The sequence below is a fragment of the Nostoc sp. genome (assembly GCF_036917935.1).
Taxonomy (GTDB): Bacteria; Cyanobacteriota; Cyanobacteriia; order Cyanobacteriales; family Nostocaceae; genus Nostoc.
Window position 1 is genome coordinate 170,335 of the sequence record NZ_JBALEL010000006.1, and the last position, 25,827, is coordinate 196,161.

The 25,827-nt window shown below is 38.9% G+C and carries 26 protein-coding genes and 1 pseudogene; 11 read left to right on the plus strand and 16 right to left on the minus strand.

Annotated features, from left to right (window positions below):
- Positions 1–338 precede the first annotated feature (338 nt).
- The 10 genes from V7K62_RS04440 (at position 339) to mgtA (ending at position 10,783) form a co-directional block, all read left to right on the plus strand.
- The gene (locus V7K62_RS04440; protein WP_334862089.1) at positions 339–1,016 is read left to right on the plus strand and encodes a Mo-dependent nitrogenase C-terminal domain-containing protein; all 678 of its coding nucleotides are present in this window, start codon (positions 339–341) and stop codon (positions 1,014–1,016) included.
- 168 nt (positions 1,017–1,184) lie between these two features.
- Entirely contained in the window at positions 1,185–1,946 is a 762-nt protein-coding gene (locus V7K62_RS04445) for a DUF928 domain-containing protein (RefSeq protein ID WP_334862091.1), read from the plus strand.
- 79 nt (positions 1,947–2,025) lie between these two features.
- Positions 2,026–4,248, plus strand: coding sequence for a CHASE2 domain-containing protein (locus V7K62_RS04450; RefSeq protein WP_334862093.1), 2,223 nt, complete (start codon positions 2,026–2,028; stop codon positions 4,246–4,248).
- Between the two features lie 287 nt (positions 4,249–4,535).
- Positions 4,536–4,841 carry a hypothetical protein gene (locus tag V7K62_RS04455; protein WP_334862095.1) on the plus strand — a complete coding sequence of 102 codons (306 nt, stop codon included), beginning with the start codon at positions 4,536–4,538 and terminating at the stop codon, positions 4,839–4,841.
- Between the two features lie 1,082 nt (positions 4,842–5,923).
- Positions 5,924–6,670, plus strand: a complete 747-nt coding sequence (locus V7K62_RS04460) for a DUF6920 family protein (protein ID WP_334862097.1) — start codon at positions 5,924–5,926, stop codon at positions 6,668–6,670.
- A 47-nt stretch (positions 6,671–6,717) separates the two neighbouring features.
- Positions 6,718–7,005 (plus strand): hypothetical protein, encoded by a 288-nt coding sequence (locus tag V7K62_RS04465; protein WP_334862100.1) that lies wholly within the window; start codon positions 6,718–6,720, stop codon positions 7,003–7,005.
- Positions 7,006–7,035: 30 nt separating this feature from the next.
- Positions 7,036–7,332, plus strand: a complete 297-nt coding sequence (locus tag V7K62_RS04470; protein ID WP_334862102.1) for a chaperone modulator CbpM — start codon at positions 7,036–7,038, stop codon at positions 7,330–7,332.
- Positions 7,333–7,537: 205 nt separating this feature from the next.
- Positions 7,538–7,780: a hypothetical protein gene (locus V7K62_RS04475; protein ID WP_334862104.1), complete on the plus strand. Its 243-nt coding sequence runs from the start codon at positions 7,538–7,540 to the stop codon at positions 7,778–7,780.
- Positions 7,777–8,076, plus strand: a complete 300-nt coding sequence (locus V7K62_RS04480) for a nuclease (RefSeq protein ID WP_334862106.1) — start codon at positions 7,777–7,779, stop codon at positions 8,074–8,076. Before V7K62_RS04475 ends, V7K62_RS04480 begins: the two co-directional genes overlap by 4 nt.
- 187 nt (positions 8,077–8,263) lie before the next feature.
- The gene (mgtA, locus tag V7K62_RS04485) at positions 8,264–10,783 is read left to right on the plus strand and encodes a magnesium-translocating P-type ATPase (RefSeq protein WP_334862108.1); all 2,520 of its coding nucleotides are present in this window, start codon (positions 8,264–8,266) and stop codon (positions 10,781–10,783) included.
- A 186-nt stretch (positions 10,784–10,969) separates the two neighbouring features.
- Here mgtA and V7K62_RS04490 read toward each other — a convergent pair whose 3' ends face one another.
- The 15 genes from V7K62_RS04490 to V7K62_RS04560 all read right to left on the minus strand — a co-directional run bounded on the left by V7K62_RS04490 (position 10,970) and on the right by V7K62_RS04560 (position 23,988).
- Positions 10,970–11,128 carry a hypothetical protein gene (locus V7K62_RS04490; RefSeq protein WP_334862111.1) on the minus strand — a complete coding sequence of 53 codons (159 nt, stop codon included), beginning with the start codon at positions 11,126–11,128 and terminating at the stop codon, positions 10,970–10,972.
- Positions 11,129–11,502: 374 nt separating this feature from the next.
- The gene (locus V7K62_RS04495; protein WP_334862113.1) at positions 11,503–11,811 is read right to left on the minus strand and encodes a hypothetical protein; all 309 of its coding nucleotides are present in this window, start codon (positions 11,809–11,811) and stop codon (positions 11,503–11,505) included.
- Positions 11,812–12,064: 253 nt separating this feature from the next.
- Positions 12,065–12,700 carry a hypothetical protein gene (locus V7K62_RS04500; protein ID WP_334862115.1) on the minus strand — a complete coding sequence of 212 codons (636 nt, stop codon included), beginning with the start codon at positions 12,698–12,700 and terminating at the stop codon, positions 12,065–12,067.
- On the minus strand, positions 12,700–13,785 hold the full coding sequence (locus V7K62_RS04505; RefSeq protein WP_334862117.1) for an RAMP superfamily CRISPR-associated protein: 1,086 nt from the start codon (positions 13,783–13,785) through the stop codon (positions 12,700–12,702). Before V7K62_RS04505 ends, V7K62_RS04500 begins: the two co-directional genes overlap by 1 nt.
- Positions 13,763–14,257, minus strand: a complete 495-nt coding sequence (locus tag V7K62_RS04510; protein ID WP_334862119.1) for a hypothetical protein — start codon at positions 14,255–14,257, stop codon at positions 13,763–13,765. Before V7K62_RS04510 ends, V7K62_RS04505 begins: the two co-directional genes overlap by 23 nt.
- 4 nt (positions 14,258–14,261) lie before the next feature.
- Positions 14,262–15,188 (minus strand): RAMP superfamily CRISPR-associated protein, encoded by a 927-nt coding sequence (locus V7K62_RS04515; RefSeq protein WP_334862121.1) that lies wholly within the window; start codon positions 15,186–15,188, stop codon positions 14,262–14,264.
- Positions 15,189–15,214: 26 nt separating this feature from the next.
- Positions 15,215–15,835: a hypothetical protein gene (locus V7K62_RS04520; protein ID WP_334862123.1), complete on the minus strand. Its 621-nt coding sequence runs from the start codon at positions 15,833–15,835 to the stop codon at positions 15,215–15,217.
- Between the two features lies 1 nt (position 15,836).
- Complete coding sequence (gene csx7, locus V7K62_RS04525) at positions 15,837–16,781, minus strand: type III CRISPR-associated RAMP protein Csx7 (protein WP_334862170.1); 945 nt, start codon at positions 16,779–16,781, stop codon at positions 15,837–15,839.
- A gap of 7 nt (positions 16,782–16,788) precedes the next feature.
- Positions 16,789–17,946 carry a putative CRISPR-associated protein gene (locus tag V7K62_RS04530; protein ID WP_334862125.1) on the minus strand — a complete coding sequence of 386 codons (1,158 nt, stop codon included), beginning with the start codon at positions 17,944–17,946 and terminating at the stop codon, positions 16,789–16,791.
- An 18-nt stretch (positions 17,947–17,964) separates the two neighbouring features.
- Positions 17,965–18,381, minus strand: coding sequence for a hypothetical protein (locus V7K62_RS04535; protein ID WP_334862128.1), 417 nt, complete (start codon positions 18,379–18,381; stop codon positions 17,965–17,967).
- Positions 18,378–19,652, minus strand: a complete 1,275-nt coding sequence (csx10, locus tag V7K62_RS04540; RefSeq protein ID WP_334862130.1) for a type III-D CRISPR-associated RAMP protein Csx10 — start codon at positions 19,650–19,652, stop codon at positions 18,378–18,380. Before csx10 ends, V7K62_RS04535 begins: the two co-directional genes overlap by 4 nt.
- The gene (locus V7K62_RS04545) at positions 19,649–20,398 is read right to left on the minus strand and encodes an RAMP superfamily CRISPR-associated protein (protein ID WP_334862132.1); all 750 of its coding nucleotides are present in this window, start codon (positions 20,396–20,398) and stop codon (positions 19,649–19,651) included. The genes csx10 and V7K62_RS04545 overlap by 4 nt, the downstream gene beginning before the upstream one ends.
- The gene (gene cas10 / locus V7K62_RS04550) at positions 20,395–22,728 is read right to left on the minus strand and encodes a type III-B CRISPR-associated protein Cas10/Cmr2 (protein WP_334862134.1); all 2,334 of its coding nucleotides are present in this window, start codon (positions 22,726–22,728) and stop codon (positions 20,395–20,397) included. The genes V7K62_RS04545 and cas10 overlap by 4 nt, the downstream gene beginning before the upstream one ends.
- Before the next feature lie 13 nt (positions 22,729–22,741).
- Positions 22,742–23,653, minus strand: coding sequence for a CRISPR-associated protein Csx3 (locus tag V7K62_RS04555; protein ID WP_334862136.1), 912 nt, complete (start codon positions 23,651–23,653; stop codon positions 22,742–22,744).
- A 29-nt stretch (positions 23,654–23,682) separates the two neighbouring features.
- On the minus strand, positions 23,683–23,988 hold the full coding sequence (locus V7K62_RS04560; RefSeq protein ID WP_334862138.1) for a CRISPR-associated protein Csx3: 306 nt from the start codon (positions 23,986–23,988) through the stop codon (positions 23,683–23,685).
- 103 nt (positions 23,989–24,091) lie between these two features.
- Here V7K62_RS04560 and V7K62_RS04565 point away from each other — a divergent pair, with 103 nt between their 5' ends.
- Complete coding sequence (locus V7K62_RS04565; RefSeq protein ID WP_334862140.1) at positions 24,092–25,465, plus strand: TIGR03985 family CRISPR-associated protein; 1,374 nt, start codon at positions 24,092–24,094, stop codon at positions 25,463–25,465.
- Positions 25,466–25,496: 31 nt separating this feature from the next.
- Here the strand turns inward: V7K62_RS04565 and V7K62_RS31465 are convergent.
- Positions 25,497–25,652 (minus strand): annotated as a pseudogene (locus V7K62_RS31465) (IS701 family transposase); the annotation flags it as partial.
- Positions 25,653–25,827: the final 175 nt, after the last annotated feature.

Genomic DNA, 25,827 nt, shown 5'->3' on the forward strand with positions numbered 1-25,827 from the left:
TATGAATCCCACAGAATAGGAAATAACATCATTAAACGATTCATTAGAGAAAAACGTTGGCGATATTTAGCTGGCAGGTTTCCATACTTACAGACTTTGTTCGATGACTTCGTAGCGTGAATTCCAGTCTTTAATCTGATGAATATTTGAGATAGCCCAATCAAATTCACTTTAAGTAGAAAAATTATCAATAACGGTACAAATGGATTTTACCTTAAGACCGACTGTTACGATTTGAAAACTTCTCTAATTTATTTTTCTCTGCTGCTTTTACTATCTTCATAGTCACTGGGTAGGGTAGCGTAGTAGTGACTGAGGAAAGCTTGAGACGTGAGTTTATGACAAGTACAGTTCAATCCCCCTACAGCAGCGAACAGATTGCCGCTTGGTTGCGTGGACTGCTCACCATTGCTTGGGCAGATGGTAATTTTGATGACCAAGAACAGGAATTAATTGCCAGTATCACCAAAGATGAATTAGCTCCTAAGATTAAATTCGACTCACTAGAGGTAATTACGCCAGAGGAATTAGCCGCAGTGTTGGGTAAAGCTACACCCGCCGCCGAAAATTTCTTAAGGACAGCGATAATGGTAGCGATCGCAGATGGTACTTATTCTCCCAGCGAAGATCAAGTTCTGCAACAGTTCTGCCAAGCCTTGGAACAGCCAGAGAAGTTACTGGAAGCCCTTCGCCACACCCTGGAACACCCACTGCAAATTACCCCCACTATCGCTAGCACTGGGCTGACAAAGCGTCAAATTAATGCACTACACCCCCTGCGTGACTGGCTCGATGGGCTAGATATCCAAGACCCAAGAGTAGCCCGCTTTTTGTGTAAAATGATTCCCTCCCAGTGTCCCTTTGAACGGGATGTCACCCTATTTGGACGCAAGATTGTGCATATCCCACCGATGTGTAAAATTAACCCGTTATATGAGCAACTCGTGGGCTTACGTTTCCGCGCCCTCTCCTATTTAGCAGATAAATGTGGTGAAGATATTTCACCATATATTTGAGTCGGGAGTGGAGAAGAAGCAGGGGAGCAGTTGCAGTAAGTTTTTCCGCTCTGCCCCTCTGCCCCAATGCCCAATAAATAGTTCTGTAGTTGAGTGGAAAATCTGACTCTGCTTTTGGGAATACTTAATTTATTCACCTGACTAATCTAGAACTTAGGCATTATCAATATGAAATGGATTAAACCATCTCTATATTTTGTAGCCTTTTCTTTACCTTTGTATTTGCTTTCCGCTTTAACAGCACAGGTACAGGCTCAGTCGTACCATCCCAATAAAACTTGGCAAATTAGTCAAACATTTAAGCCACCACAGCGGGGAAAACCTCCCGCAAGTGCTGGTGGTTCTACCCGTGGTAGCTCTTGCCTAACAAAGAAACAATTGATAATTCCCCTAATACCTCCAGATAAATTAGGGCTGACATTTGCTCAACATCCAACATTTTTCTGGTATGTACCTCCATCTCAACTCAAAACAGCTAAGTTTCTGCTTCTGACTGAAGACCAGAACGTATTTTATGAAACATCTTTTATACTTCCAAATAAACCGGGAATTATTAGCTTTAAACTTCCTGACAGTGCCCCTGCACTCTCTGTAGGTAAAACTTATCACTGGTATCTAACAATTGTTTGTGATACTCAAGACTCTAGTGATAATCCCACTGTAGATGGTTGGGTGGAACGCACTCAACCACGATCGCCATTGTCGGAAGCCTTAGCAAAGGCAAATTTGTACAAATTGCCCGCTATCTATGCAGAAGCCGGGATTTGGCATGAAGCGCTGACTAGTTTGGTGCAGCTACGCCGGACTGAGCCGAATAATTTCAAAGCGAGGCTAGATTGGAGACAATTTTTCAAGTCAGTTGGTTTAAGTGCGATCGCTTCCGAACCATTGATCGATTGTTGCACATCTAAGAATTCACCACAAAATTAAAAAAGGGTATTGGGAAAACTCCTAACTCAGCACGGGCTAAACCCTAGCTATCCGCTAACAGCACTCAGCACTAAATATTATGTGGGCAAAGCTGAAACCGCAAATCTGGCAATGGCGGGGTGTTTTACTTGCTGTTCCCAATATTACAGCCTTGGTGATTGCACTACGCTTGACTGGATTACTGCAATTGTTGGAATTGGCAGCACTGGATCAATTATTTCTCCTCCGTCCAGGAGAGTCGGCTGATACCCGCATCGTCATAGTTGAGATTAATGAAGCAGATGTCCGCAAGCAGGGACAGTGGCCGATGTCTGATGCAAAACTTGCCAGTTTGTTAGAGAAAATCAAACAGCAGCAACCCAGAGCAATTGGTTTAGATATTTATCGTGATTTACCCGTCAATCCCGGTCATCAAGACTTACTTAAGGTGTTTAAGTCTACTCCTAATTTGATTGGAGTACAAAAAGTCTCTGATACTATTGATAGTTCGGCGGTTGATTCATCTCCAGAACTGAAGCAACTTCATCAAGTTGGGTCGAATGACATACCCATAGATGGAGATGGCAAAATTCGGCGAGCATTATTGTACGTAAATTTAAATAATGATGAGATTCTCGAAAGCTTTGGGTTAAAGCTGGCATTGTTGTACTTGAAACCTGAAGGTATTACTGCGAAGCCATCAGCAACTAACTCTAATTACTTGCAGTTAAATCAGGGTGTTTTCCCGATTTTTGAAGCTAATGATGGGGGTTATGTCCGAGCAGATGCGGGGAGTTATCAAGTGCTGTTGAACTACCGAGGACGCATACAGCAGTTTACTAAAGTCTCTCTAACTCAAGTGCAAGAGAACTTCATCCCACAAGATTTAATGCGAGACAAGGTGGTATTAATTGGTGCTACCGCTGAAAGTTTGAAGGATTTATTCTATACGCCCTACAGCAGTAATGTCTTGACTGACCCGGAACGGATGGCGGGTGTGACAATTCATGCTAATTTGATTAGTCAAATTTTAAGTGCGGCAATGGAAGGTCGTCCGCTAATCAAGTGTTTACCTGACCCGCTAGAATGGCTATTGATTTTGCTCTGGTCAATTATTGGTGCTAGCTTGTGTTGGCTGCAACGCCACAGTAGCCACCAGAAAACCCTCATGGCTGTTAGTGTTTTGTTGGCAGGTAGCGGTTTAATTGGTGGTAGTTTTCTGGCGTTTGTTGCTGGTTGGTGGATTCCCGTTGTACCTTCATTGCTGGCATTTGTCGGTTCTGCTTTCGCACTCACTCAGTATATTGCTCAAAGCGCTACCGAGATGCGAAAAACCCTCGGCCGCTATCTAACTGATGAAATCGTCGCCAATATCCTAGAAACTCCTTCTGGGTTAAAGCTGGGAGGAGAACGCCGAAAAGTTACGGTTCTCGTGTCTGATTTAAGAGGATTTTCGGCTATTTCCGAACAATTGCCCCCTGAAGAAGTAGTAAAGATTTTGAATCTTTATCTGGGAACAATGACAGATGTGATTAACCAGTATAAAGGCACGATTAATGAGTTTATGGGTGATGGGATTTTTGTAATCTTTGGTGCGCCAATTAGTCGCAAAGATGATTCTGAACGAGCCATCGCCTGTGCTATTGCCATGCAATTGGCAATGCAGCAAGTAAATGAACAAAATCGACAAATGAATTTCCCAATCCTCGAAATGGGAATTGGGATTAATACAGGCGAGGCTGTGGCGGGAAATATTGGTTCTCAAAAACGCGCTCAATATACAGTTATTGGCAGCCATGTTAATTTGGCTGCTCGAATTGAGTCTTATACAGTGGGGGGACAGATTTTAATTTCCGAAAATACCTGGAAAGATGCCAATGTTGACCTCCAAATTGCTGGACAATTACAAATAGAACCCAAGGGAATAAAACACCCTGTGACAATTTGTGAAATTCGTGGCATTGGCGGTAAATATAATTTATTCTTGCCTAAATATGATGAGAAAATGATCATTCTCACTCAAGAAGTACCTGTAAAATATACTGTTTTGCAGGGAAAACATGCAGTGGGAACAGTATTTATGGGAGAATTTATTAGCCTCTCAGAAAAAGGGGCGCAGCTGCGATCGCCACATTCTTTAGAACTCTTGAGTAATCTCAAACTCAAGTTATTGATCGAAGCAGAAATGCCTACAGAAGAAGAACACATCTATGCCAAGGTGATCCAACAATCTCATGTTGATGAGCATCTTTTTCTGCTTCGGTTTACAGCTGTTCCCCCAAAAGCTGACGCAATTTTCAATGCACTGCGTCAGCCTGTGTGAGATTAGGGCTTCAATATTGAAATGTTAACAAAGGGAGGTGTATGTAAATAGGGTAAACCGAAAAAGTAGGTAGTCGGGATTTTTTTAAAATAGTAACAATTGTTGCTGATAGAACCAGGCGATCGCGGTAAGATTTTGAACTTAAGCCCGATCTAACTCCAATAACTCATAACTCTCAACGAATAATTAATAATTCGTAACTTCTGCTATGTAGCAACTCACTTGAGTTCTGGAGTTCAAAATATGATTTCTTCTAAAACTGAGATTCAATTACATCCAAACGACAAATGACAAACGGAAACAACTTTCAAAGATTAGTAGAACTTGCAAATGATTATGGAATTATTTGCGAACCAACACCAGAAGAATGTTTGATTGCATCCTTGCCTGGAGACGATGATTTCTTATTAGCTTTTACTTGGTCTGGTACAGTTGAGGGAGAGCCGCCAGAGCATGAATTAATCGCAATTAGTGTACAGGATATAGTCAAAGAAGTTACCGTTGCAGCTTGGCAAATTCCTTTTTATTTATTCGGAAACGTTTTAAGGCAAGCTCAGATGCTTGTCGCAGCCCACAAAGATTTTGTTAGCTGAGAGACAAGCTATAGCTAAAAACTACTATCTCTGTCCACTGTGGCAGGGATTTTTATTTGAAATATTGCTTTAAATCTCTAGGACTTACGCATTGACAATAAATACTAAATATGCATAAGTTTAAAAATCACATCTTTCGTAAGGGCACAGCATTGCTGTGCCCCTACATTATGGTCGAATGGCACTAAAAAAAGATACAGCCTTTGCTCTGACTGGTTAAGAGCCTCTAGGCTCTTAACCCATTCTGGGAGGCTACGCCTCCATTAGCTTGACAAGAGGCAGAGCCTCTTTTAAATACATTCCCAGCCTGGAGGCTGGGAACAAGACGACACAAGCCTTTGGGCTTTACAAGCGTGCCATTCCATTATGGTCTATTTGCGATCGCAGGATAATTAACCAACTTTTCGCGGCGATCGCATAACTTTAAATCTGGTTTCTGGCTATCTCTGTTATTATACCTGCGATCAATTTTTGGCATTCTTTACAAGATAGAGCGATCGCGTAGCGTTGCCTGTGGCAAATCGCACTTTATAATACCAAACGATCCAACATCAGCTTGACACTGTGGTGAAACTTATTCTCAGCTATCCAAAGATTTTGACTTACTCAAAGTGCATACGGTAACGGTCAATAAAGTTTCACTCGGACATCGACTGTTACGTTTCATATCGTATTCAATCAATTCATTCAGGAAATAGAACAAACACCCGTGACACTAATACCAATATGGAAAATGAAAGAAAATTGACGCTAATTAAAGTAATTCACACGTTGATATGGGTATTCTTCAATTTCGTTATTTTCTATATGCTTTATGCCGCAAGCGCAAATAAACTCGATTTCTGGCTCTGGATTGGTTATGGATTGGTATTTATAGAAAGACTAACCCTACTAACGTTTAAATTACACTGCCCATTAAATCTGCTTGCCCGAAAATATTCAAATTCTACAAAGGACAATTTTGATATTTATCTTCCAAGTTGGTTAGCCAAATATACTAAGTCGATCTATACATCTATTTTCATAATGATTCTTATCATCACAATTTATCAAATTCTGAATTAAAAATACTGGCGGCAATAATGACTAAACAAATTTCTCTCAATACACTATGGGATTCTGCGATATCTAAGGATCGTGTATTCCATTCAGATGTATTTGCTCATCTGCCAGAAGGTGCAAGACGATATCTTGAACACGCGATCGCTCCTGGAACTGCGATCGCATCTGCGGTTCGATTGCAGATGCACGGCGAAATCAAATTGAAAAGTTGGATTCCATTCAAAGCAGAGCAAGTTATTTGCTGGGAGCATGGACTGATTTGGAGTGCTACGGCATGGATGAACGGCTTACCAATTTGGGGATCAGATCGCCTCATAGACGGCATAGGTGCTATGCAGTGGAAGCTTTTAGGAATTTTCCCGGTGATGATAGGTTCAGGTGCTGATATTACGCGATCTAATATTGGTCGTCTTCAGTGTGAGTCAGTGTGCTTGCCATCTGTATTTTGTGGTGATGATATGTCATGGACAACAACGGATTCATCACATTTACATTCCAGTTTTGTAGTGCAAGACCAGAGAGCAGAACTTGATTTTACCATTGATCAAACGGGTAGGCTCAAGACTTTGAAGCTGCCGCGCTGGGGCAATCCAGAAGGTGCTGAGTTTCATGATGTGGACTTCGGTGCAATTGTAGATGAAGAGGGTACATTTTGTGGCTACACCATTCCCACCCGTCTGCGGGTTGGATGGTACTTCGGCACTGAGCGGTTTGAGTCAGAGGGCGAATTTTTCCGAGCCACAATTGATGATGCAATCTATCGGTAGAACGATCAAACATCAAAAAGTCTGTTACGACTAGCGGAGCCTGATTTATGCAGGAATTTCTATTTGCTCTAACACTATCAGCTTTGCCCGTTGTCAGCAACTTCATGGGAGCAATGATTGCTGAAGCCTTACCGTCATCAAAACAAACATTAGGACTTGCACTGCACGCTGCTGCTGGCGTACTGCTAGCGATCGCATCTACCGAACTGATATCGAGAGTTGCGATCGCTAAACCTGTTTGGGCAACTATTCTAGCGTTGCTTACTGCCCACCGCAAAATAACCTGCAATCGAGCAAGAATACTACGAAAAAATCCAGGCAAACACTACCTTTAACCCACGTACCCAATTAGAGGAGATTAAGTTATGACCTTCAGCCTTTCAAAAACCGTGGTTTCACTCGAAGGTGAGCAACTTTACAGCTTTGAATATGCTGCATTGATCACTAAGACTTCGATTACGCTGGTGAAGTTTTATGTTGAGTTAGGTGTCATCGAACCCATCGGTGATTTGCTGCATTCCCGCGAAATTGCGCGAATTGCTCAGATTCAACGCTTGCGTCGAGATTTGGGGCTGAACTTAGTCGGAGCGGCAATGGTGCTAGATATGACAACTGAAATTGCCCAATTACGGGCACAGTTAAAGGTGTATCAGTCTCATTAATCCTAAAGCCGGGAATTTTAATCACTTCTGAGATAGACCAATTATTTCCTGGATAGCCAGAAGCAATGCCGCTTGCAGCTCCTTAAATTGGGGTTAACTATCTCATATATATCTTGCACCAATTACTCAGTTAATATTAAAGGGGAGAGGAATGTACTTCAAAATAATATAATAGAGTGTAAGCTGAAAAATCTCAAAGATAACTATGAATGTACAGCTTGTTAATTCTCTTGTCGAAGTAGTATTAAACCTCTCACCTGAAGACCAAAAACTCTTTCAAGAAAAGCTCTCTAATAGGCAAATAGAGGCAACCACTCACAAAAATGTAACCTCAACCGAAAAAGCCGAGCAATTTCGTCAATGGGTCGCTCAATTTCCTAAAAGTAATGCTAATCTATCTGACGGAGATATCCGCCGAGAAAATATTTATGATGATCAAGGCAGATGACAAACTATTTGCTAGATACGAATATTATTCTCAGGTTTACTGATACTGACTTCGCAGAGTATGACCTGATAAACAATGCTATTTCACAAATCTTAGTAGAAGGTGGTCAGTGCTTTATTACGTCTCAAGTTATCACGGAATTTTGGGTTGTAGCGACTCGTCCTATGACGGTCAATGGACTAGGATGGACAGTAGAAAAAACTGAACTAGATCGAGATATTATTGATATTATCAAGCAACCTGTAGAACTGATTATTATTAATAATAATGGTGAAGCAACAACTAACAATCGTTGATATCGTTGCAGAAGTTATTCCTTACCTTCGTAATGGTATAACTCCCCCGGATCAAAATCTATTTAGTGAACTTTAAAAAATTGCTTATTCTCCTGATGGATTGCATTGGGAATTAAATACTTATTCGCAATTGTCGTTAAAGCTTGATATTCCTTTATCGCTTGACTAACCTCAAAAAACCAAACCGATGAATCCCCAACTCTCCACGTTTTGGAGCTTATCCACGGATCAGGTGCTTCAGCAGATGCACTCTACAACCGCAGGGTTAAGCCGTCAAGATGCAAAACAACGCCTAAGCGAGTTCGGCGCAAACAGCCTCAAACAAAAACACAAATCGAGCGCATGGATGCTGTTGCTCAATCAGTTCAAGAGTCCGATTATCTTGATTCTGATTTTTGCGGCCGTGCTATCGATTTTTCTGAAAGATGCGACAGATGCCATAATCATTTTGACGATTGTCTTGATCAGTGGGCTATTAGGATTTTGGCAAGAGCGAGGAGCCTCGAATGCCGTCGAAAAATTATTGGCATTAGTGCAAGTTAAAGCAACTGTTTTGAGAGATGGTCAATCTCAAGAAATCCCCAATGAGGAAGTGGTCAAGGGTGACATTGTGTTGCTGAGTGCAGGTAAAAATATTCCGGGCGACTGTCTAGTTTTAGAGTCAAAAGATTTATCGGTGGATGAAGCAGCACTGACAGGAGAAACCTATCCAGTTGACAAGCTAAGTGGCGTAGTGCCGGCTGAAACTGGACTGAGCCAACGCACCAATTCCCTGTATCTGGGAACTAATGTTATTAGTGGAACGGCGAAAGCAATAGTCGTTCATACCGGAAAAGAAACTGAATTCGGCAAAGTATCGGAACGCCTGAAACTCAGACCGAGCGAAACCGAATTTGAAAGGGGACTGAGCAAGTTTGGCTACTTTCTGATGGAAGTAACGCTAATTTTGGTAGTGCTAATTTTTGTCGCTAACGTCTACCTCGATCGCCCAGTACTGGAATCCTTTCTGTTTTCTCTGGCGCTAGCGGTCGGTTTGACTCCCCAATTGTTACCTGCGATCGTTAGCGTTAACCTGGCTCGTGGTGCCAAGAAAATGGCGAAAAAACAGGTAATTGTGAAGCGCTTACCTGCGATCGAAAACTTTGGCAGTATGAATGTGTTTTGCACTGATAAAACGGGTACGCTGACGGAAGGAGAGGTGAAAATTCACTCTGCGGTTGATGTGGAGGGGAAAGAAAGCGATCGCGTTCTACTTTACGCTTATTTGAATGCTGCATCTGAGTCGGGTTATATTAATCCCATCGATGCAGCGATTCGAGAATACAAAACATTCGATATTTCTGGCTATCAAAAGCTAGATGAAGTGCCTTATGACTTTAACCGCAAACGTCTAAGCATCTTGTTCAAGCAAGAGAGTACGCATCTGATTATCACTAAAGGCGCACTGAAAAATATTCTGGATGTTTGCTCAACCGTTGAGACTGCTGAGGGGAAAACAATTCCCATTGCAGATCAGCGACAAAAACTCCACCAACAGGCTGAAGACTTGGGCAGTAAGGGATTTAGAGCCTTGGGTGTGGCTTATCGTGATTTTAATCAAGATTCTTTCAGCAAAGACGATGAAACGAACATGACATTTCTCGGCTACCTTGCTCTGTTCGATCCGCCCAAAGCTGGCATCGCTGACACCCTCAAAGAGTTGCAAATGCTGGGAATCACCCCGAAGATGATTACCGGAGACAGCAAGGCAGTTGCAATGAGTATCATTCAGCAAGTAGGACTGCCCGAACCAAAGGCGTTGACAGGCTCCGAACTAGAGAAGCTCAGTGATGAAGCCTTGATGCATCAAGTACAAGATACAAATGTCTTTGCCGAGGTAGAGCCAAACCAAAAAGAGCGGATCATCATCGCCCTCAAAAAAGTGGGGAATGTAGTTGGATATCTGGGAGACGGTATTAACGATGCCTCTGCGCTTCATGCTGCCGATGTCGGCATTTCAGTCGAGAGCGCAGTCGATGTCGCTAAGGAAGCTGCTGATATTGTGTTGATGGCAAAGGATTTAAATGTCCTCATTGAAGGCGTAAAGGAAGGACGGGTGACATTTGCCAACACTTTAAAATATGTATTTATGGCAACTAGCGCCAATTTTGGCAACATGTTTAGTATGGCGGGAATTTCTCTGTTTCTGCCCTTTTTGCCGCTGCTACCTAGTCAGATTTTGCTGACGAACTTACTCACCGATTTCCCGGAATTGACGATCGCAACAGATCGGGTAGACAAGGAATTAGTCAACAAACCTCGGCGGATGGATATCAAGTTTATCCGCAACTTCATGATTGTGTTTGGTTTGTTGAGTTCTATATTTGATTATCTCACCTTTGGGGCACTGTTGTTGCTGTTGCACGCTCAACCAGAACAGTTTAGAACAGGCTGGTTTTTGGAGTCTGTAATCTCTGCATCGCTGGTTGTGCTAGTCGTTCGTACCCGCCAATCCATTTTCAACAGTAAGCCGGGAAAATACTTGTTGGCGGCAACACTGGCGACTATTGGAGTGACAATAATCATTCCCTGGACACCGTTAGCAACCCGACTCGGATTTCAACCGTTGCCGTTGAGTTTTGTGCTGGTTCTGGGAGCGATCGTGTTGTTCTACGTGACTGCGGCTGAGAATGTAAAACGAGTGTTTTACAGCCACGTAAAATTTTAGTCTGTACGTCATCAACTGCGACAAGATTTTGGGCGAGATGAACAATCTACTGTGGCGATCGCACTTACTGAAGAAATTCTGTCCAGCTTGGAATTGTTGTGTTTTGAAGCTTGAAGCTATAGAACTTTTACGTTTTTTCTATTCTCCATCACCTCAATTAAGGCTGGAATGATTAGGTAAAATGTACTAATTTAGTCTCAATTCAATTAAAAAGCGGAGGTCAAGTGAAAAAGGGTAAGGCGATCGCTGTTTCCGTTTTTCCTGAACCTGTAGGGCGATCGCAGTTTTGGTATTAGTGAAGCGATCGCTCTTAATGCTGTGGTGAGAATGGGAAAAAATAAACAACCTTTCTAGCTTGGTGATGTGAGAACTTAAGAAAGTTGCGTAAGTCGGTAAATCAGTGTCCCCTTGCGGGGAATTGGTTACAACTGAGGTAACAGTTTAACCAGTTTACAGAAACCTGTTTCAATCCCCTTGCGGGGTAAGTTAAAGCTTATTTAGGTAATCAAGCACAGGTTTCTATATGAAAATCTTACCTAAAAACCATCATAAAGTCAAATAAACCTATGACATTAAATAGTCAATTTTGCCAATATATGCCTAAAAAACAATTTTTTCCAGATAATAACCCGATAATAGGTTCCTGAAGCAATTTTAAAATTCACTCCAGGCAACCTAATGCTGAGTCTTCTTTTTAGCCTATAGGAGTTTTGATTTTCCTACCAGTTGTAATGATTACCACAGCTATATTCTTTATAGGTTTCCAGGCTCTCTGCATCTGTTGAGATACCTAACCTATCTAAATTTGCTAAACAATATCCCATTTGATTTGTCAAGGTTTCTTGTTCCTTTTTCGACCTTTCTTGTTCTTCGCAAGAATCTTTCATCTGCTTTTGCAGGGACTCAATTTGCTGCTGTAGTTGAGTAATCACTCTGCTATGAGAGCAATTTCCATAAAATATACAGGAAAACTCAATGTCATTCTCGTTTTCTGAGTCACTATCTGATGCCAGAAAGTCTTTTTTCATACTTACCTCTATGTTCTCAAAACATGTTCTGTAGACTGTTTCAACAGTTACTTCAGTTAAGCTTCTTCTATCAGGCTGGATACTACCTGAAAAAATCAACTAGATAAATGGGTATGTTTCAGCCTAGTTATCACTCACTCATACTTATACCACCCCTTTGTAAGTATCTAAATTTACAACTTAATACAGACTTTTACAAGCCATACACTTATATTACGATCACTATAAGGTCAGTGCCAACTAATGATATTTTTTAATCAATACATCTAATCTTGCGGATGCTGCCGTCTTCCTTGATATCTACAACTTCTACCCTAACAATTTGCCCTTCAGAAATAAATTCTGCTTTTTTGGGTTCTTTTTCAGTAAGTTTAATTTTTTCCAAAATCTCGTATGTTACCTTATTCCCTTTTTTTCCAATTACCGTAGCGTCTAGAATTTGACCAACATTAAATTTCAAATTACTAGCAACTTCCGCAATTTCTGCTTGACGTTCAGAAATTTGTTCAACCTGTGGACTTTGAGAAATGGATATTTCTTCAATCGGACTAACTTTGTAATACCGCATTAAACGCATCGCCCAGCCTAAAATTTTTAACATGGTCTGAGCGTTTGCTTGTTGGCTTTGCAAGTACTGATTACAGGCGCGTTCGATACTGCGGTAGTAGCCTGTAGTTCGGCCACTATGTCCAATTTGCCAACCGTTAGTAACTAAGGTTTTAAGATAGCTAAAAAATCGCCGTCCTGCGTCCGGTTGCTCTACAATGCTACGCAGATATGCAATAACTTTTCCTACTTCGTTAACATCTGTTTCTTCTTTAACCAAGGTTATCGCTAAATTGTGAGCAAGTTGAGATTCCGCTTCTGTTAAAGATTCTGTAGTCAACATTAATACATTCCTTCTGGTGGTTCGCGGTCGGTTGGGTAGCGTAGAACTTCAGCGAGTTGTTGCAGTTGGGGAAGTTGAATGAGTCGGGAATGTGCTGTTTTAATTTGGGTAGCGATAAATGTTTGTAGTGCCTCTCCTGTGAGAAGATGATTGTTATCGGGAGTGTAAGTGGAGTAGTGCGATCGCAAATCATCAAAGTTTTGCAATATCCTAGCTTGGGTGACTTCTACAGTCATTGTTCCCATCCCGATAGGTTTACCACCACCAACTTTTAAAGCTATGGGGTAGTTAGAATCTTGTCCCAGCACAACAAACAGCGTCCCAAGTTCTTCAGGTTTGATGTTTTTAAATTGCAATTGAGTAATAAAAGTGTATTCTCTTGCTGCTTGTTGAATTGCAATTCCTTGATTTTGACCTTTTTCAATAGCGCGAATTGTATGATAATAAAACTTACGTCCAGCAACTTTTCCCCTTGTGTCAAAATATGCGCTTCCGGGTTCAGGGCGTGGACGATATAACGAAGGCATAAACCCCGTATTAAAACCTATATTTTCGCACTTAACATCATTAAACTCAAAAAATCCTTGTAAATTTAATGCTCCAAATATTCGACAAGCATCACATACCTGATTTATTGTTTGTTTGATATCTACTTTGCATTCTCTGCTATATCCTTCTGGAAGTTTTCTCAAGTCTGCTTTGGTTTTACAAATACAACTTCTAGTAATCGCTTCATAAACTGAACGAATACAACCTTTAAGGGAACTCCCTTGAATTAGAAGGTGCTTATCAACCCCCTGTGCCATTGTTTTAATTAAAGGTACACGAGTTACAATATCGCTACCAGGAACAACTATACCAGTAGAAACATGAAGTGAAGTTTTAACTTTCAGGGTTAAAAATAAAGTTCCATGTAGACAATTATGATCAAATCTATGATGTCCAGCAGGATGTTCTAATCGGGGACGTTCCTGTGGAAAAGAAACAAAATTGTATGGTTTTTGTGTGTTTACTACAGAATCATCAGGAGATTGAGGTTGAGGAGGTACTGGGTTTCGTAGTTTAGGTTTTGGGGTGTTGGTCATTTGAGTTAACCGTTAAGGCGACAAAATGAATAGTTGCAGTATCAGAGTCTTTGAAATATCTTTGCTTGATTGCTTCAGGCTTGATAGATTGATCATTTTCACCTTTAAAAATGAAACCTTTAGGAAATCTTGTTTCTTCTGGGTTATGCCAATAGGCATCTCTATCACCAATTTTCCAATTACCAGTTAAATTTTCAAATCCTTCTAAATTAAATTTCTGTTGACTGAGGATTAAAACTTCATAACCAGATTTATATTTTTTCCATCGGATTTCACAGATAGAATTAAATACCTGTCCTTCAATTTCTCCTCTTTGATCAGGCAATTTCCTACAAATCCCACTCACAGCATGAGAGTAACGTAAAAAATAATAACTTTGAGAGTTAGAGAGTTGATTAATTAAAGTAGCGAGTTCATCGGGTGCTACCAATTGCTTATGATATACATAGCCAGTTGTAAATTCTTGTGTCATACTTTTAAAACCCCTCACCCCAAACCTCAACAGCACGCATAAACAAATCTTTTACACCAGAATTAGTGTTATTGTTCCATGTAACTTTTACGCCAAATCCTAATTCCATTGACTCTGCAAAACCTTCAGAATCTCGTTTATCTGGTTTAGGAAAGCCATATTTTTTGGCTTCATCGTCTATTAAAAACTCTCCTACCCCAAGTAGATAATTTGAATCCCATTCTCCTGGATTTCCTAGTTGACGAATTTTTCCTGTTTCGAGTTGACAGCCTGGATACTGGACAATTGCACTATTGTATTGAACGCGAACCGTACCTAAACCGCGTGATTTGGCAAAACCTAACCCAAACCAACCATTATTTAAATCACGCAGTACCAAACCAATTAAACCAAGTTGCGCTAAAGTAAAATTCTTCAAATGGATTTTAGTACGAAATTCTCCAGCAGTGCAAACTTGATAATTGAAAGGGCCAACCGCAACAGAACCAAATACCCGATCAATAGCGACACCGTTACGTTCTTCTAATTTCAGTTGCCTTAAGTCAACTGGATGTGCATCTTCAATGCGAATGCGACTTGCTATTGAAGTATTACCAAAAATTTGGTCAGTAAATGAAGATTGTTGATAAATATCGTGACTTTTTAACTTTTTAGGTAAGTAATCACCTTTGGTAGGGTCACTTGCCCAAAGCTTCTTTGTATTATTATCACCACCAACAGTACGGACAATTCTTTCAGCATGGGCGCGAATTGCACCTTTTAAGCTGCTTCCAGGTAAATAAATTGACCACCCACCCCCATGAAAAGTTTTGACAAATTCCATATCAGGATTTGTAGGGTCTGCACCTTCACGTCCCGATTTAATCAGAATCGGGCCATCTGGGATGATGTTTAAATCAATAGTGCAATGGTTTACAAGTCGTTTGTGCATAGATGTATTTATTCCACTAAATCTGTTTAGGCGGCGACTAAATTATTTAGCTGTAATTCAGATTGTTGAAAGGCAAAATTTACAGCACCGAATAATTTATCTAATTCTTGAATGGTGTAATAAGTGCTGTTTCTGGTAAATATTTCACGTTCTAGTTTTCCAAATTGCCAACGTTCCCCATTAGAAACAATTCCGAAAATAATTATTTGATGTTCTCCATTTAATCTTTGAGCAGCAATCATTTCTGCTAAACATTGCGCCCAACCTGTTTCAAAGTTATCTTGTTTCGCTTCAACTAAAATAAAGTATGGTTTATCAAATACAACTTTACCTAATGGAGAGCGTTTCGCCAGAATATATTCAGGAAACCCGGATAATTTTTCATCATAATTTAAGGATTCATGACTCCATAAAATAAAATGATGGCGGTAGGTTTTCCAAACTTCTTTAAGAACGGGATAAATGAGATTTTCACAGATAGCAAATTCTGAATTATCAACTACAGCATCCCGCATCATCAGTTCTAAATCTTCGCGGAAGTAGTCGGGAATATTAAAAGGAATTTCGCTAATAAAAATTGCTTCTGTGTACGTAACTTGAAATGCTTTGAGAACTTCACTGATAGTTTTATAGTTACTAAAAGCCATTTTATCCTCCCGCAGGTTTTGATTCAGTGGAACTATTAACAATCTTTTGCTTTAAGTTATCAATTAAAGCTTTTGTCCAAATACCTTTGAATTCCTTGCCGTCTTCATAGATTGATGGGTCGTTGTTATCAACACTAACCAATTTTTCTAAATATTTAAGTAATTTCTTTGGGTCGTTATTGACATCAATCCATTTCATCTCATCAATTTCTAGTTTAACAACACCCAAGCCACGAGAACGTCCACCACCCAAGGGAATTTGTTCAGTTTCAAACTGGTGTAAGCCAATCATTAATAAACCTAGTTCCCAAGGTTCAGCATTTTCCACTACAGCTTTAAATTTAAATAAAGTTCCGGCGGGAACTACTTGGAAGTCATAGAGTTTATTGTCTACTGCGGTTTCTGTATCGCGGTCAATTGAGACGCCATCACGTTCTTGGTATTGTCCAAACCAAAATTCAGGTTTTACTGTTAAGTCACGTACTTGGAATTTACTAGCAAACCAAGGAGAACCAAATAGATGTGAAGTTAAATCTTCTTTTTTTAAAATTTTCAAAATTTCTTCTGTGAATCGTTTATCAGCTTTCAGATTTTTTTCTTTGTCATCTTTAAGTTCATCTTCAATTTCTTGCTTGATAGTATCTAAACCTTTTTTGAGAATATTTCCATATTCATCTTTTAGTGCTTTAGATGGAATAGATGATTCTGATTCAATTGTAGGATTAGCTGCAAGATTTGGATCTATACCCCGGAGGAAACTTTCAAGGCGGGATCTTAATGCGCCTTTGAAGCTAGAACCAGGTATTAATGGTTTACCAAAAGTGTCTTTGATTACGGGTAAGTCTGAACCAATTGGTTCTGTAGAACGTCCAGCACTAATACGTAATCCTGTAATTGTTGTTAGTATTCCTATGATTGTTAGGCGGTTTGTGAATGTGTCAAACATAAGATACTTATGGGTTGTTGTTGACATAATCATGCTCTCCATAGTGACGTAAATGCAAATTGCCATCTTTAGCAATGCAACTTACACGCCAGCCAGTGTTTTTAATATAAAAATGATCAATTTGATTTTTTTTGAATCCTCCTTCATATTTCTGCCCACCCTCATATCTAGTAAAATGTAGCCTGGGATCAAAACGAGTAGTATCTCCATTAAACTTAATCATAGAAGCGGAAACTTCAGTTAATACTTCATGTAAATCAAACTTGTTTTGTTCATTGACATTATTTCTCTCATAATCTTTTATAAAAGACTTGTCATAAATCAAACTAGGAAAAACTACTGGGTTATCGCCTGTAAAAAATCTACTTTTACATCTATTCCAAAGCAAATGTCCCCAGTTGTTAAGCTTGGCTTCATCTCCAGCGATTGATATTAAACTATCTGGTACATTTTCAAGTTCTGATAATTTAATATAAATATCTACAGATTTTGATGCCATCAGAGCAAATTGTGCAGGTTTGATTACAGAATAATCAATTGCAATTGGTAATTTAGGTATTGTAATAAACTCTAAATTTCCCTCAAATATATAGATAATTTCAGCACCATACAGCATCCCAATTGTGTTTGCATAACCTTGCAATGCTTTAAAACCACCTACAAGATTAAAATAAATATCATGAGTATATTGATATGCTAGAAAAATTCCATCCCACCATTCTAAAAGCTCATCAATTCCATACGAAAACCTTTCAGTATTTCGTGTAGAAAGTTTTTCTGGTGATTGGATATGAGCTTTTATCCCTTTTGTCTCTAAAAATTCTTGAACAATCTGTGCCGTGATTTTACCTTGATAGGTATCTGTAGCAATCAGCCAATGTATATCTGATTTTCCTTGTTCAAGGTTTCCTTCATATAGTCCATAAATACCATTGAGTTCAGCACTGGCATCTCTAATCTGTTTAGTATTCTTAGCTTTATAAAGTTTATCTTCTGTCCTAGTTTTCAATTCAAGAATAATTTTTTTAGCCTTATCCTTTATTTCTTCCTCTGTATCATTTGCTGTTTCTTGTATATGTGTAAAATACTCTTCAGAATCAGTGTATACATCAATTTGGTTGGTTAATAAACTTGTTCCTACAGTAGAAACTATAAGCTTTGGCATAACTAACTCCTTAGTAATTTAAACTTCACCTTTATTTTTGTAAACCAGATAGCGGGCGCCATAGCCTAAATAACGGCGAATTAACTCTATCCAGATAGGATTTAACTCATCAGCATCGGATGTCGTTTTAATTTCTTTAGCTAGGGTCTTAATTTCATCATCTATATTATTAATAATTTTGTGAGCAAGAGAATTTTTACCTTTACCCCACTTTTTATCCCTTCCAAGTTGATAGAGTAAAAAATTTTTAATTACTTCCACACTTTCAGTAGTATCTGCAACACGAACTAAATTACGGAATTGAGACTCTTCTAATTTATCGTAAGATGTTTTATCATTTAATACAGTTTGAATAGCTTTAACTAGTTCATCTTCAACTTTGCGAATTCCTTGCTGAATTTTAAGTTGCTTTTGTTGTTCTGAAAAATCAGTCATGCAGCCTCCTCTCTAAACACAAGATGAAAATCATTACAAACTTCTACTTGACCAAAACCTTCACAAGTACGTTCTCCTACGCCTTTTAACTCTAAATTAGCTAAAGCTGTATACCAAATGTCCGGCTGTGCAGTACTAAATAAATAAACTGCACCTTTATTTGTTATTAGTTCCACATCTTTCATTAATCCCCAAGCTGCATTCCAACCTGAACGGTAATCGTAACTACTGTAAGCAACTTCGAGTTTTAACAAGTCATCCTCAATATTTGCAAATTGCTTTAACATTTGTGCAGAAATCACAGTAGTACTTTGCCATTTGTCTCTCAAAATTGCATCTGATTGTAAATCTAAAGTAAAGTAAGTACGCTTAGATAATTCCTCTATTGGATTACCAAAAACTGACCATTTTCGCCAACGTTGCCACAGATGATCGTTAAATATTTCTATTTTGCTTTCTATGTGTTGTTTAATGTCTACTAATTTAGCATGAATTTCTACTTTGCCTAAGCCTCGTGAAATTGAACCACCAAGACGAAATTTATTAGCGTTGTAGCTAATAAAATATTGTAAAGCATTTGTTAAATTGTCTAAATTATCTGGAATTAAAATAGATGATTTATATATAGATTGACGATTTTTAGATTCAGATTCATTTAGAACTTCAATACTGTACAATATTTCTTCTTCAGAAGTAGCCCTTCTGCGATTAATACCGACTCTTGTTAAGAGACGTTTGCTAACATAAGCATTGTAATACATCCCATCTATTTTGCTGTAAAAGCCGCTATATGGTTCAACTCTTCCTCCATCATCTGGACAATTAGGATCATAAGGTAAACCATAATATTCAGCACAAAATCGGTCGATTAAACTATCAAAAGCTCCTTTGGATTCAGTGGAACATTTTTCATTTCTCTTTCTGCAAAATCCTGGTTTAGTTTTGGAACTCAAAACAGTAGCGGGTAATAATTTAATTTCTTGTATCCTGTTTTGAGGAAATATTCTACCTTTTTCAGCTTTTACATTGGCCGAATAAGCATTTTGAAAAATAACTGGTTCATCACTCAAAAATAAAGCCTGAAAATCACCACCATTCTTACTCAAATTTGTAAACTGTTGACCCGATTGTTTCAAAATTTCACTTGCAACTGCCCCACGAATTACACTGCCAGGAATATAATCTTCACATTCACTCACAGAACCACCTGGTTTTTGTCGAGAAATCGCTAAGGGAGATAATGCCTTAATTTCTAATTCAATCCGCTTCACTTTATTTCTCCTTTTGCTAAAAACTGCCAAACTTCATCAATATCAATATTTTTTAATCCATTTTGTAATTCTTCTAATTCCCAATGCAGCCAACCTAAACCAGCCGATTTACTTCCCCCTAAAGCATAAATTTGTCGCAAACCTGCCAAAATTAACACTTTTGCATAATCTGGTCTTTCAGGCGTGAGATTTGGTTGAATGTGTATCTCTCCTTTAAACTGAAGTTTTGCATTAACAGGTGATGTTTCTAGAAAATAAAGTTTTTTTTCTTCTGCAATGCGCCGACGGCGATTAATTGTGACACCAGGACGTAAGATTTCAGCTAAGTCTTCTAGTTCTTCAGTACAAACTAAATCATCAAAAATTACCCGTGAAGGTAAAATCGGGTCGCCAAAAATCTGACTAATTAAACAGTGGTATGTATATTCATATCCACTTATCTCATATTCATGTCGTTGAAATTTAGCAGGTGCGTTATCTCTGCGAATAACCATTCTTCCTGCATTGGGAGATTCCGAAATTTCCCATCCTAAGCCTCGCAGCAGTTTTTCGCATTCGTGGCGCACACGTCCTTTAATTTGTGAACCAGGAATTAGTAAATTACGTTCTGAGTTACGCACAATTGGTTTATCTGCTAATGAACCAGAAGAACCTCCTGCGCCTACACATAAGGCTGAGTCAATCACAGCAGTAATTGTGTAAGTTTCAACTCTGTTACTATTGGATAATTCGTTAAGTCTTATCATGGCGCAGTCTCCATAGATGATAGTTGTGGATATTTGGTATCTGAAAATTCGATTAAATCGAATAAATCAACCATTTCTCGCCAGATAGTTTCATATTGTTCTTCTTTTATGTCGTACATCCAAGGTGCAATATTACCTTTGTTTGTTTTAGCTAGACACCATATATTTTCAAAGTCAGCTTCAAGTGCTGGCTGTCCTTTTTTTAGTCGGTGACGAAAATAGTAATAATTTAAACTTGCAGTTCGCTTACCTCTTTCTAAGAAGCTACGAACTTGATATAGTTGCGATTTGGGAAATTCAGCCTCTTTTAATGCCTGAAGAGATTGCAAAAATTTATTTAATTCTGGCAGTGTATAGGGTGCAGTGTACAGCTTAAGTTTTGCGCCTCTACTTTCAATATTTAAAGCTTGTTTACGAAATTCTTCAATGTTTGATGAAATCATGGTCACTGATTTCATTGTGAAGAAATCAACTGTACCACCATAATAAATAATTTCTTGATTTTTTTCATCAGTATATTTCAAGAGGTTAGCATATTTTTTAGCAGATTTAATCAACTGATTTGTCAAATATTCTGCATAGTAAATTGGAGTGCTATAAGCAGTAATTAATACGCCGCTTGATATACTCAATTTACACTGGTGATGTCCTGCAACTTGTTGTGAAAAACGATGGAATTTGTTAGGTTCAGCTAGTTTTTCTTCTGTATTATAGTCGCCTATTATTTTTATAGGTGATATTGAGATTTCTGGCTCTTCCAAAAGAATTTTTTCAAATTGCTCACCAATCATCTTAGCAATTTGTAAGGCTTTGTCAGCAGGTACTATCAATAAAATGTCATCACCACCGATAGTTATAATTTCAAACGGATGAATTAAATCACCATCTTGAATGTTTGATTCTGGTTCAGTGATACCTTGGATTTTACGGGGACATAGATTGTATGCTAAAGCTTGATAAACAGCATATTTTGTTGTATTTTCAACATCTTTGCTAAATTCTTGATATTTTTCAGGTGTGCGGATGTTTTGAATAAAACCTCCCATATTATTACCATCTGCATATATATAGGCAATATATCCTTGACTTACTTTGCTTAATTGCGTCAAAGATTGGGGAATTTTAATTTCTTTTTTCTGCGTGTTATTAATTCCATAATATGCTTGGGACTGTTCTGAATTATTTGCCAAAAAATCCTCAAATTTATCAAGCCAGCCCTCAATTATTCCTGCTTCCCACTTGAATCCACTTTCCTGATACCATTTAGGTGTACGATAATCACCAGTTTTTGCTCTATCACCTACTCGCCGTTTACGTATTAAAGTTTCAGATAGATAAGGTTGTCCAGCAAGGTGAGTTAAGTGAGTAATACTTGAGCGTTTATCACTCTCATCTCTCCTGATATAGGGATGAGTCTCAAACATTGGCGGATAGCGACGACTGGGACGATTTTCACTATCATTCCCACTCCGGCGTTGATTAAAGTGAATTGCTAGTTTTGTAGTTAATTCGTTAAAACTTTTATGCTTTATGAAGTTTTCTATTGTTTGAGAAACTTCTATTAGTTTACCAAAGCAGGCTTGAACTAGAGGATTTTTATATACTTCTTCTTGTTGATATTTTTCTAGCCAAAATGTTTCATCAATATTATTTTTTAGTAAACCTAAGCGAGTTTCTATTAGTCTAAACTTTTCTCCAACTGCACAGGAATTAGCTGTTAATGTTTCCTCGGTATAGCGTTTTTCAATCGCATTCGCTAAATCATTGACAAAGGCAGCAGGACAAAAAGCAAGAATGTTACCACCAGTTGAGTAAATAATAAGTTCGGGGATTAAAGCATCGGAAAAATTAGGTTCATTATCGAAATTATCATTTAGCCATTTTCTAACTTCTTGACATTGAATACTGTAGTTACAATTTGATGATTGTGGAATTACATTAAAAAAAGCAGGTAAATCTACTAAGTTAATTCTATCTAACAGTCCAGAAGCACCGCGAATATCTGGGAGTTTTGATTCTTCAAAAACATACTGCTTAATTTTGGTGGCACCACCATAAACTAAACCAATTTTTGATTCCCAAAGAATGGGGTATTTTTCAATTAATTGCTTTAAATTGTCTAATGTGTTAGGAAAATTTTCCGGTTTCTTTAATTTTTCCCATTGTCTTACTGCATCTATTACAAAGGATACTTCCTCTGGAACTTGTTCCCCATTTTTCAATGCTTGGTACATCTTTTGTAACACAGACAAATTATGTTGAGGTTTTTTCTCATCACCCCAAGCCAGACACCAAGCGATCGCTATACTAATAGAACTAATCTTATCCATTTTGACATTTACCTCAAATTAACCCCACCAAAACCCGCGCCAATGTCTGCACGATCAGACGACTAGAAACATCCTCCCCACGCTGCAACCGATGAACATTTCCTCTAAGAATCGGCGTTTCCCCCGAAATCGCATCACTTACACCTTCATAATCACTGTAAATAATTGCTACCACTTCCAAACCTAAAGATTCACAGAATCCTTGCCAAGGTGCAATCTCAGACTGATCTTTCACCAAAATCACTGCATGAGTCGCTTGGGCCATAATCAAGCGGTTATCGTCAGATATTCTTCCACCGACATCAAATATAAAGATTCGTGTATTGATACCCCTGACTTCCTGCGCTTTCAGTTGGGCAAACTCTGGCGTAAATCTAGCTTTATATTCAGCTTTTAACTTTTTCGCCAAATCCAAATCGCGCCGTGCAGTTTCCCCATACCAAGAACCATCACCATCTGGACAACCAGAGATGACATAAGACTCTGGTGCATTGGGAATCTGCAATAATGCTTGTTTTAAACCATCCCGGAAGCAAGTCTTTCCTGTATTCGCAAACCCACACAGCACAACTTTGATACTCGATTGTTGCAGGCATCGCACCACATCCAATGTATCCCCTACTTTATACTTAGGATGTCTGCTAATGGTGACTACATACCTATCCAGCCCTCTGTCGCCAATCTTGGGGTCAAAAACAGCGATCGCATCATACAACTTAGATAATTTATCAGCTAATACCTGACTAACCAGTACCGATATGCGTCCGTTAATTTTAATCAGGGAACCACCAGGAAGTTCACCTGAAGCAATCATTGCATCCAACTGCGCTGCTGCATCTCGCACAATCTGATCGCCTGTAGCAAGTGTTGCACTAAACCCAACTTTCAAAACGTCGCCTTCGAGACTTATCTGATACGTTGTCATATAAGTTTTTGGTAGCTACATCTCCTTTATCAATCAATTAAGTCTCCTAGTTTATACGAGGGGTTATGTGTTATTGATATAACATATTTACCTAATTTCGGATCGAAAAAAGCAACTGCACCGTAAATATGAGCAAGCTTATGTGCTAAAACAAATGCTACAGGGATAGAAATAGGCCCGTTGATTTTGAGTAACTGCCCTCCTGTGAGTTCTCCTGATGTTGCCATTTCCTCCAATCGGGCTGCTGCATCACGCACAATCTGGTCATTTTGGGCAGGTTCTCCAAAATTTATACGTAGAATTCCGTCTTTTAGCTCTATTTTGTAACTACTCATTACCTTTAGCTTTATTTGATGGGTACATCATACACGCACTTGGAAGATACTTCTTCCAAGATGCTGTATCTTAAAGAAAGTTATATTTATTGAGATTGGGCTGGTGTCTGAACTAGTTTTTCAAGATATTCCTGATGTAGAACTATTGCAGTACTTAGGACGCGGATATCTCAAGCAAAATCTCTTACGGGCAATTCGGTTGTGGGTGTGGCTGCGATCGCTCTACGGTGACAATCAAGACGGTGTGGTTTTAGACGATTCTTTCTCTTACGCAGACTGGCGCAAGGCATTCTTTAGTCCCACACATCCTAAAGGAGAAGAAATTCCCCTCGTACATGACTCTCATTGTCCTTGTACCAAAACCACAACTCAATGGTTATTCAGTGAAAAAACAGGAATAGTTGCTAGCCAGTGGCAAAAATCAATACTTGCTCACACTGCTATCGACGCATCGGCTTTAGACAAACTGTTACAGCAGCGTTTGTTTGGCGTAACTCGTCGTTCCTTGCAAGCTGATTTAGAAATTCTCGCTGAACTGGGTTGGCTTGTATACAAATATCATAAATATTACCGGGTGTGTGAGTTTCCACCACGTCCCATAACTGCTAAATATGACATTAGCATCACCAAAATTAGTGCTTATGAATTGAATTTCATGCATGAAGATTTAGCAGCGATCGCAGAAAATCACTCTCAAAAAATCAATGGCATCCAACGCTTTTTTTTGAAACTCGATTATGTGATTCCCCGTGACACCCTGGACGCGGTTGAGGATTTGGAATGCGAGCTAAGACAACTTTGGGCTAAAACTCCAGTTCCACCGATCAAGCTAACTTATGGTAGTGCCAAACTTGGGGATAAAGTTGATTGTATCGTTTATCCCGTATGCATCTACTACGTACAGAGAGCGGTTTATCTGTGTGCCTATGGACAAAGCCCGGAAAAAGATACTAACTGGTATAATTTTCGCCTTGACCATATTCAAAGTATGACTTCTTTAGAGTGGACAAACCCTGATCTGCCTGTCAATCTACAACAGCAGTTTAAACAAGCATCCTTGCCTAGTCCAGATTATATAGCTTTAGAAATGTCTAAAGCTTGGGGATTTGATTTCTACTTGCCTTCGCAATTGATGTTACTGCGATTTGAGAGAGAATTTTGCGATCGCTATGTTAAAGGTACTGAACGCCACGAAACTTTTAAAGAAATCAGTTACCAGCAAGTAGAGCATCTAATTCAACGTGAAATCAAACAGCCTCAACAACAGCAGACTTTACTAAAAGTTCTTCGCAAGCGATCGCGAACAGATGCTTACTATCAAGTATTCATCCGCTATCAAGATCACCAACACAGAGACAACAACATCATCATGCGTTTACGAGCATGGCAACCTCAAGTTGAAGTCTTAACACCTTGGGATTTACGACAAAGCTTTGCTACTGATATCGCCACCCAATTTCAGCTTTATTACAATTGACAATCACTATGAACGCATCAGAACTGACTGGGTGATGCCTTCCTGAATAAACATAACCAATTAGTTCTGTTAGATTCGGGTTACTATGAGGTTTATCAATTACCGTGTCATCGTAACTTTATCTGCCAACTACTAAATTAATGTGCAGCCTAGGTTCATCAAATAAATCTTTAGGTTCATACCGCTGTTATCCAGTTTTTGTAATCAGAGATTTTTGATATTATATTGATATGACATTGAGAATGAATATTCAGATAGTCAATAATTACAGGAATTTCATCAACAATAGATTTAGCCCAATTGAAGATAACTGTAAAAATCAAAATATTATGCTTAAGGTGAGTTTGCTGACGATAAACTGT